This window comes from Streptomyces sp. NPDC002669, assembly GCF_042889165.1.
Classification (GTDB): domain Bacteria; phylum Actinomycetota; class Actinomycetes; order Streptomycetales; family Streptomycetaceae; genus Streptomyces.
In genome coordinates this window covers 1-7,622 of record NZ_JBIAQQ010000061.1, presented here as the reverse complement: position 1 = coordinate 7,622, position 7,622 = coordinate 1, and the positions used below count along the sequence as shown (strand labels likewise).

The following is a 7,622-nucleotide window of genomic DNA, read 5'->3' as shown; positions in this document are numbered from 1 at the left end:
CCCTCGCCCCCCCCCGTGGCCCCAAGTAGCCTTTGGGCCGGGGCGGGGGGGGCCGGGGGCCGGGGCCCCGGGGCGCCCGGGGGGGGGGGGCGCCCCCGGGCGGCGGGGGCCCGCCCCTCGTTGCCGGTGCGGTGCGGGACTACTCGCAGGTGCCGGCGAACGTCGCGCGGGTCACCACGTCGGTGGCCGCGGCGGTGGTGTCCAGCCAGGCGATGCGCTGCCCGTCACCGAGCGACGGGGCCAGCTGGGCGCCGGAGGAGCAGGAGACCCGGGTGTAGCTGTCGAGACCGGCGAGTACGTCGGCGACCTTGGCGACCTTCACCTTGCCGGGACCGCTCCAGGAGCCGAGGGCGCCCCAGAGGTCGTACGTGGAGTAGGCGAAGTACTCGTCGTTGACCGAGAACTGGGCGCCGTACACGCTCGACGGGTAGCGCAGCTTGGCCGCCTTCGACAGGTCGTCGAGCGGGGCCGACATGAGCTTCGAGCTCGGGATCAGGAAGCCGCCCGTCTCGCGCCAGAAGACGCGGTCGGAGGTGAGCTGGATGTCCGAGACGTAGTCGAAGAGGAAGCCTGCGATCCGCTTGACCTGGGTGGTGCCCGTCGCGATGTCGTGGACGTGGACGTACGTGCCGTCGCCGCCGGCCCAGGCGATCCGGCCGTTCTTCATCGCGAGGCGGGCGGCCCTGGTACCGGCCTCGGGGGTGACGTTGACAGTGGTGCCGTCGGCCTTGCGGAGCATGACGTCCTGCTCGCCGTCGGCGGTGGTGCTGATGTAGGCGAGCGCACCGTTCCCGGTCACCGGCTCGGTCTCGTCGGCGTCGGGGCGGTCCACCAGCTTCTTGATCGCGCCCTGGCCCTTGGAACCGGCCCGGTAGATGCCGATGCCGTCGGCGGTGATGCGGGTGAAGACGATGCGGTCGTCGTCCAGGGACGGGTCGAGCAGGTAGGCGTCCTGCTGGGCCAGCTCGTGCGTCGGCTTCTTGCCGAAGCGGCCCACGGTGATGCCGAAGGCGGCGCTGCCCCGGTCCCAGGCGATGGCGTCGCCGTGGCCGATCGCGTAGACGTCGCCGTTGATCTGCGCGGCCTGCTCGTCGATCCCGCTGTAGACCTCGTACGCGGGCAGGACGTCGGCGCCGATGGTGGTCCCGTCGTGCGTGCCGCCCTTCTTCTCCCAGCCGGTCTCGATGCCGTGGTCGTCGAAGGCCTTGTCGATGGCGGCGAGGTCGGCGGCCGAGACGTTCAGGGACTTGGCGGCGAGGGTGACCGCGTTGCGCATGTCGGTGAAGCCGGACAGCGGGGTGAGGTAGTTCTGCGCGGACCGGTAGACGATCCGGTCGGCGAGCTTGCTGTCGAGGTTCTTGCGCATGTCCCACAGCGCGCCGCCGACGATGGTGGAGTTGTAGTGGACCCCGCCGTTGTCGATGTCGAGCGTGATGGGCTGGTAGTCCTTCTGCGCGTCGCGCCCGTCGTTCAGGTCGCGCAGGGCGCACTCCGCCAGCGGCTTGGTGCCGTTGCAGAGGTACTCCCCGACGAGGCCGGACGTGGGGTCGCTCATCGCGACGCCCTTGTCGGCGGTCTCCATGGCGTTGCCGAAGTAGTCGGATATCGCCTCGTTGAGCGCGCCCGACTGGTTGAGGTAGACGAGCCCGGCGGAGTGCTCGGTGACGCCGTGCGTCATCTCGTGGCCGACGACGTCCAGGCCGACGGACAACGGCACGCCGTTCATGTGGCCGTAGACCATCTTGGTGCCGTCCCAGAAGGCGTTGGCGTAGTCCTTGCCGTTGGCGGCGACGTTGACGACGGAGTGGATCGTGCCGCCCTTGCCGTCGATGCCGTCCCGGCCGATCTGCTCCTTGTAGTACTCGTAGACCTTCGCCGCGTTCAGGTGGGCGTCGACCGCGCCCGAGGAGGTGTTGGCGCCGTCGAAGCGGTCGCTCGCCGAGGTGCTCAGCGGGACGTCGTCGGTGACCGGGCCGCCCGCGACGTCCGTGTACTGCTTGCGCTGCGCGTCGTACGTGCGGATCTGGCCGCCGGTGGCCGGGTACATGGCGCGCGTGGAGTCGACCAGCGTGTACGAGCCGTCCGCCTCCTTGTTGACGGCCAGCTCCGCCTCGGTGCCGTCGACCTGGACGCCCGTCCCCCGTGCGGGCGACGCGTCGGCCGCGTCGATGTTGTTGTACGAGAGCGCGATGCCGCCCACCCGCGCGTCGACGTACACCTCCTGGCGCACCGGGCCGCCGTCGGCCCTGCCGCCGGTGACCGTGAAGTGCCAGGCCAGCCTGCCCCCTCGGGCGTCGGGCAGCACGGACAGGCCGTGCGCCTCGGTCCGCGCGTCCCGTACGCCGGACAGGCCGCGGTCGAGCGCGAACATCCGCCGCTTCGCGGTGGCCTCGGTCACCTTCGGCGTGGTGGAGACCGTGAGGGCCGTGTAGAGCGTGCCGGTCGCGGAGGTGATCCGCTGGCCGCCGTCGGCCGCCTCGGTCTGCACCGCGTACTCGGCGCCGAAGACCGGGACGCCGTCGTGCTTCTGCCGGAAGCGCACCGAGGACTGCTTGCCGTCCTTGGTGGTCCGCACCGCGCTCAGGTCGGACACGGGGACCTTGTAGGTGTCCTCGTGGGCCCGCAGGTGGGCGCGGGCGGCCTGGGCGGGGGTGCCCTCGCGGGCCGAGTCGTCCAGTCCCCGGGTCATCGCGGGGGCCACCGGGACCGCGCCCGCCTGCGCGGTGGTGGCGGGCGCGGGTTCGTCGGCCGCCCGGGCCGGAGCGGTCAGCAGTGCCGATCCCGTGGCGGCGGCGACCACACCCGTCGCCAGCATCCGCCGGATACTCGTTCTCCTCACAGAGCCCTCCCCATCACACAGCTGTCCGTGGAACGCGAGCGTCCCTTTCGGTTGACGGGGTCGATGTTTCGGTACGCGGGGTTCCGCCAACAAGAGGTGGCGCTGGCGCGAACATGCCGTGGCGTAAATACGCCTCAGGACCGCTGCGGCGGAACCGAGTTGCCGTTCTTCCCGTCCAGCCATCCCGCGCGGGCCGCGTACCAGCCGAGCTGGAAGCGGGTCGCGGCGCCCACCTCGTCCATCAGGGCGTGCAGCCGCCGCTGCACGGTGCGGTGGCCCATGCCCAGCTGGCGGGCGATGGCGGCGTCCGTCAGGCCCACGTGCAGCAGGGCGACGATCTCCCGGTCGACCGCCGCGACCGGGGACTCGTCCCGCTCCACGACGCCCGAGGCGTTCAGCCGCCACCCCTTCTCGAAGTGCAGGTCGAAGAGCGAACCGAGGGCGGTGAGCAGCCCGGTCCGGTGCACCACGAGCGCCACCGGTTCGGTCTCGCTCTCCGGGTCCAGGGGCAGCAGGGCGATCCGGCGGTCCACGATGACGAGCTTGATGGGCAGCCGGTCCGTGACGGAGACGTGCTGGCCCTGGGCGACGCAGGAGGCCAGCACGGCCGCGGTCTCCGGCCGTTCCAGCCATTCGCGCTCGACGACGCTGCGCACGGTCACCCCGCGATGCGTCATCTCGGTGTCCACCTCCGCGTAGTTGTCCGCGAAGGTGAGCACCGGGGGCTCGTGCCTGGTCGGGACCATGGTGCACACCTCGTGCCTGGCCTGCCGCTGCATCGTCAGCAGGCGGCGCCGGATCGCCGCCGGGCCGGACAGCACCTCCACCGGGGCGCCCGAGGCGTGGCTCTGCGCGGAGCGGTGGCGTTCGGTGAGGTCGCCGACGAGCGACTCGACCCGGTGCAGCGCGGCCCGCCGGGACTCCAGGAGGGGGCCGAGCGCGAGGACGGGAGAGGCGGCCCGGTAGCGGACGACGCCGTCGCCGTCCGGCCGTGCGGCGCTGGCGAGTCCGCGCTCGACGAGCGAGCCGAGGGCCCGCGCGACCGCGGGTCCGCTCAACGGGCCCGCGAGCGCGCCCGGTTCGCTGTCGGGACGGTCCACGAGCAGGCGGTAGACCGCGTCCTCCTCCGGGTCGAGGCCGAGCAGGGTCAGCAACGACGCGTCGATCGGGTCCTGCGGCCGGTGGTCGGGGTGCAGTGCTCAGGCTCCGTTCCGCCGGGTCCAGAACGCGCCGCGCGAATCCTGCGGGCCACCGTTCACGTCTTCGCCGTCGACGGCCCTTCGAACGCCCCGCGCCCCAGCCGTGCCACGACGGTCGGGCGCCTCGCGCACCGTCCTGCCGTCCAGCATCCGGCCCACCCCTTTTCCGCCCGCTGTCCACCGACAGCGGTCAGATTATCCGGCGGATGCCGCAGTCCGTCGGGGCGAGGTGTTCGCGGGGCCGCCGTGGCCGGGCCGGGCGGGGCCATGGCATTCCGTCCGACGAGCACGGATTCCGGTAGCAGTCCGCGGAGTTCCGTCCGCGTGACCGCGGGGTTCCGGCCGCGCCGCCGTCGGTCGCTCCCGTGTCGCCCGTGACCAGCGAAACCCTCCCGCACCCCCTCCGTTAGCATGTTCGAACTCACGACGATCGCCCCCATCCCCCGCCCTTCGCCGGAAAACCATGCCATTCATCGTGAAAAGTGACAGAGTCCGCCCACATCTAACAAATCGGCCAAACAATTGATACCTATAGCATCGCGGGTGTTTTCGCGAATAAACCGCATAATTCCGTTCGCCGAGTTGCGTCGACCACGGGTGATGTTGTGGGCCGCAGCGGGTGTGATCGCCCTCGGATTCCTGATCGCGCTGGAGATGGCCGCGCGTCAGTACGACTTGCCGGGGCCGATCGTCAACCAGGCGCGGGAGGTGATATTCGCCCCCAAATCAGGCTTCCTGCTGTACGCCAGCATGGCGTTGATGCTGGTGGTGCTCCCCTGGCGGCAGCGGTTCATCGCCCTCGGCACCGCGCTCGGCATCGACCTCGTCATCTTCCTGGTGCGGTGGTCGTCCGACGCCCTGGTGCCCCGCGAAGAGGGCCATCCCTTCGGCAGCGGCGCACTGTGGGTGCTCCTGGGCTGTGCGGTCATCGCCGTCACCCGCCGCACGGGCAATGAACGCACCCTGCTGCTGAAGGGCGTGGGGCTGGGGCTGCTGCTGGTGACCGGCCGCAAGACCGGCGACACCTGGCTGCTCATCACGTCGAAGACCCGCCCGATGGTGCTCGACCAGTACGTGGCGACCGCCGATCACGCGCTGGGCAACCCGTCGTGGGTGGTGGGCCGGATCGTCGAGGCCACCGCCCCGATCAGCACCCACGTCCTCGACTACGTCTACGTCCAGCTCGCGGTGGCCGCGGTCATCGCCTCGCTGTACCAGCTGCGCAACGTGGCTGTCGAGCGCCGCTTCCCGAACCACCACCTGGTGCGCACCTTCCTGGTGATCGGGCTCCTCGGACCGGGCATCTACATGATCTTCCCGGTGGTCGGACCGATCTTCGCCTACGGCGTCGACGGCGGGCACTGGGCGACGGCCGACGTGTGGCCGGACACGCTGCCGGCGCTCAGCACTCCGCAGCACATGCCCTTCAACAACTTCACCCCTCGCAACTGCATGCCCAGCCTGCACACGGCGTGGGCCACCGCGATCTTCATCCACACCCGCAGGGGCCCGCGGGTGCTGCGCATCGCGGGCACGTTCTGGCTGATCGCCACGCTCGGTGCGACGCTGGGATTCGGTTACCACTACGGCGCGGACCTCGTCGCCGGCGTGGTGTTCACCCTCACCATCGAGGCGGCGCTGCGCTCGCACGCGCGCGGCTGGGACCGGTCGGGAATCCAGCTGGTCGCCCACGGCGCGGCGGTCTTCACCGCGATGCTGGTGTCGTACCGCTATCTGTCGGTGGAAATGGCCGGGACTCCGTGGCTGTTCGGGCCGCTCCTCGTCCTGGCGATGTGCTCGGTGATCTACGGCTACGTACGGACCACCAGGCAGTGGGACCCGAAGCCGGTACCGGTGCGGCAGCCGGAACCGCAGCCCGAACCGGTCTGAGTCCCGGCGCACCCCCGGACATCCGTGATTCCCGCCGTCGGGGCCGGTCGCACACCGCGACCGGCCCCGACCGCTCCGCGCACGCCCCGGGGCCGGTCCGGCGCTCAGCCGAAGTCGTACACCGTGACCGGTATGTCCCGGCTCAGCAGCCGGTCCGCTATCAGCGGCTCCACCCGGGACCACTTCCCGCCGGCCAGGCCGCACCCGATCCGCGGCATGTGGACCGAGGCGCCCAGCTCGACCGCCCGGTCGGCCACCGCGTCCAGCCCCGCGTCGATCGCCTCGTAGCGGACCGGGACCCCCTTGCTTCCGGTGCGTATCCCGCGCTGGCCCACCATGTTGGCCACCCACACATAGGGTTCCACCTGGACGAACTGCACCGCGCCGAGACCGAAGTCGTTGTCCGCGCGCTCCCGGTGCCAGCGGCGGTACGCCGCCTCCGGCTCGGGCCAGCGGCGCGAGAGGGCCAGGACGAAGCCCTTGCCCCAGCCGCCCAGGTCGTTGCAGACGTGCACGATGATCTTGACGCCCTTGCCCTGCGGAGCGGTGGCGTCCCCCTGCATGTATGTGATCTCCCGCATGACTTCAGGGTAGGTGTGACCACTGACAACCGGGATCATGGTCGTGGCCGCCCCGTCCGTCACCGCACCCGCCGCCCGATCCGTCGCACCCAGCGCCCGGTCGGCGCCGCGGTCGAAGCACTTTCACAACAGTGGTGAGACAGCAATACTGTTGCACCTGATGGACGCAGACGCGGCAGTCCGCCGCCGGGTCGGGACGCGAGGAGCAGACATGGCGACCGGGACCGAGGAGCCGACGCTCACCGTCGACGAGCTTGCGGCGCGTGCCGGTGTCACCGTACGCACCGTGCGCTTCTACAGCACCCGGGGACTGCTGCCGCCCCCGGTGATCGGGCCGCGCCGGGTCGGGCACTACGGGCCCGAGCACCTGTCCCGGCTCGCGCTCATCGAGGAGCTCCAGCACCAGGGCATGACGCTGGCGGCGATCGAGCGCTACCTGGAGCAGTTGCCGCCGGACCTGAGCGCGCACGACCTGGCGATCCACCGCGCGCTGGTCGCGTCCTGGGCGCCGGACACGGCGGAGGACGTGACGCGGGCGGAGCTGGAGCGGCGCGCGGGCCGGGCGCTGAGCGGTCAGGACATCGCGCGGCTGGCCGCGATGGGGGTGCTGGAGCGGGCGGAGCCGGTCGACGGCAGCTACCGGGTGGACCCGGGGCTGCTGCGGCTCGGGGTCGAACTGCTCGGGGTGCCGATCGCCCACGAGACGATCCTGGCCGCCCGCACGGTCCTGCTGGAGCACTCCCGGTCCGCCGCCCAGGAGCTGACCCGGCTGTTCCGGGACGAGGTGTGGGGGCCGTACCGGGAGCGGGAGTCGGACCCGGAGCACGTGGCGGCGATGAAGTCGCTGTCGGCCCACATGCAGCCGATGGTGCTCCAGGCGCTGGTGACCGCGTTCCAGCGCTCGTTGAAGGAGGAGCTGCGGGCCGCGTTCACCGCGGAGTGAGAGGAGCCGCGGGCCGCTTTCACCGCGAAGCGAGCCGCGGGGGGGGGGGGGGGGGGGGGGGGGGGGGGGGGGGGGGCGCCGGGCGCGGCCCCCCCCCCCCCCGCCGGGCGGGGGGCGGGGGGCGCGCGGGGGCGGGGGGGGGCGGGGGGGGGGGGGGGCGGGGGCGGGGC

Annotated in this window: 5 protein-coding genes; 2 read left to right on the top strand and 3 right to left on the bottom strand. The window is 71.9% G+C overall.

The window, feature by feature from the left end; all coding sequences use genetic code 11:
* Positions 1-139 precede the first annotated feature (139 nt).
* Both ACFYW1_RS38725 and ACFYW1_RS38720 read right to left on the bottom strand, forming a co-directional pair.
* Positions 140-2,839 (bottom strand): M4 family metallopeptidase, encoded by a 2,700-nt coding sequence (locus ACFYW1_RS38725; protein WP_389004491.1) that lies wholly within the window; start codon positions 2,837-2,839, stop codon positions 140-142.
* 134 nt (positions 2,840-2,973) lie between these two features.
* Positions 2,974-3,993, bottom strand: a complete 1,020-nt coding sequence (locus tag ACFYW1_RS38720) for a helix-turn-helix transcriptional regulator (RefSeq protein ID WP_389004490.1) — start codon at positions 3,991-3,993, stop codon at positions 2,974-2,976.
* 645 nt (positions 3,994-4,638) lie between these two features.
* Between ACFYW1_RS38720 and ACFYW1_RS38715 the strand changes: the two genes are divergently transcribed.
* Complete coding sequence (locus ACFYW1_RS38715) at positions 4,639-5,928, top strand: phosphatase PAP2 family protein (RefSeq protein WP_389004489.1); 1,290 nt, start codon at positions 4,639-4,641, stop codon at positions 5,926-5,928.
* A 104-nt stretch (positions 5,929-6,032) separates the two neighbouring features.
* Here ACFYW1_RS38715 and ACFYW1_RS38710 read toward each other — a convergent pair whose 3' ends face one another.
* Positions 6,033-6,509, bottom strand: a complete 477-nt coding sequence (locus tag ACFYW1_RS38710; RefSeq protein ID WP_389004487.1) for a macro domain-containing protein — start codon at positions 6,507-6,509, stop codon at positions 6,033-6,035.
* A 211-nt stretch (positions 6,510-6,720) separates the two neighbouring features.
* On the opposite strand from ACFYW1_RS38710, the gene ACFYW1_RS38705 reads away from it, so the two are divergent.
* Positions 6,721-7,452 (top strand): MerR family transcriptional regulator, encoded by a 732-nt coding sequence (locus ACFYW1_RS38705; RefSeq protein ID WP_389004485.1) that lies wholly within the window; start codon positions 6,721-6,723, stop codon positions 7,450-7,452.
* The last annotated feature ends 170 nt before the right edge of the window (positions 7,453-7,622 follow it).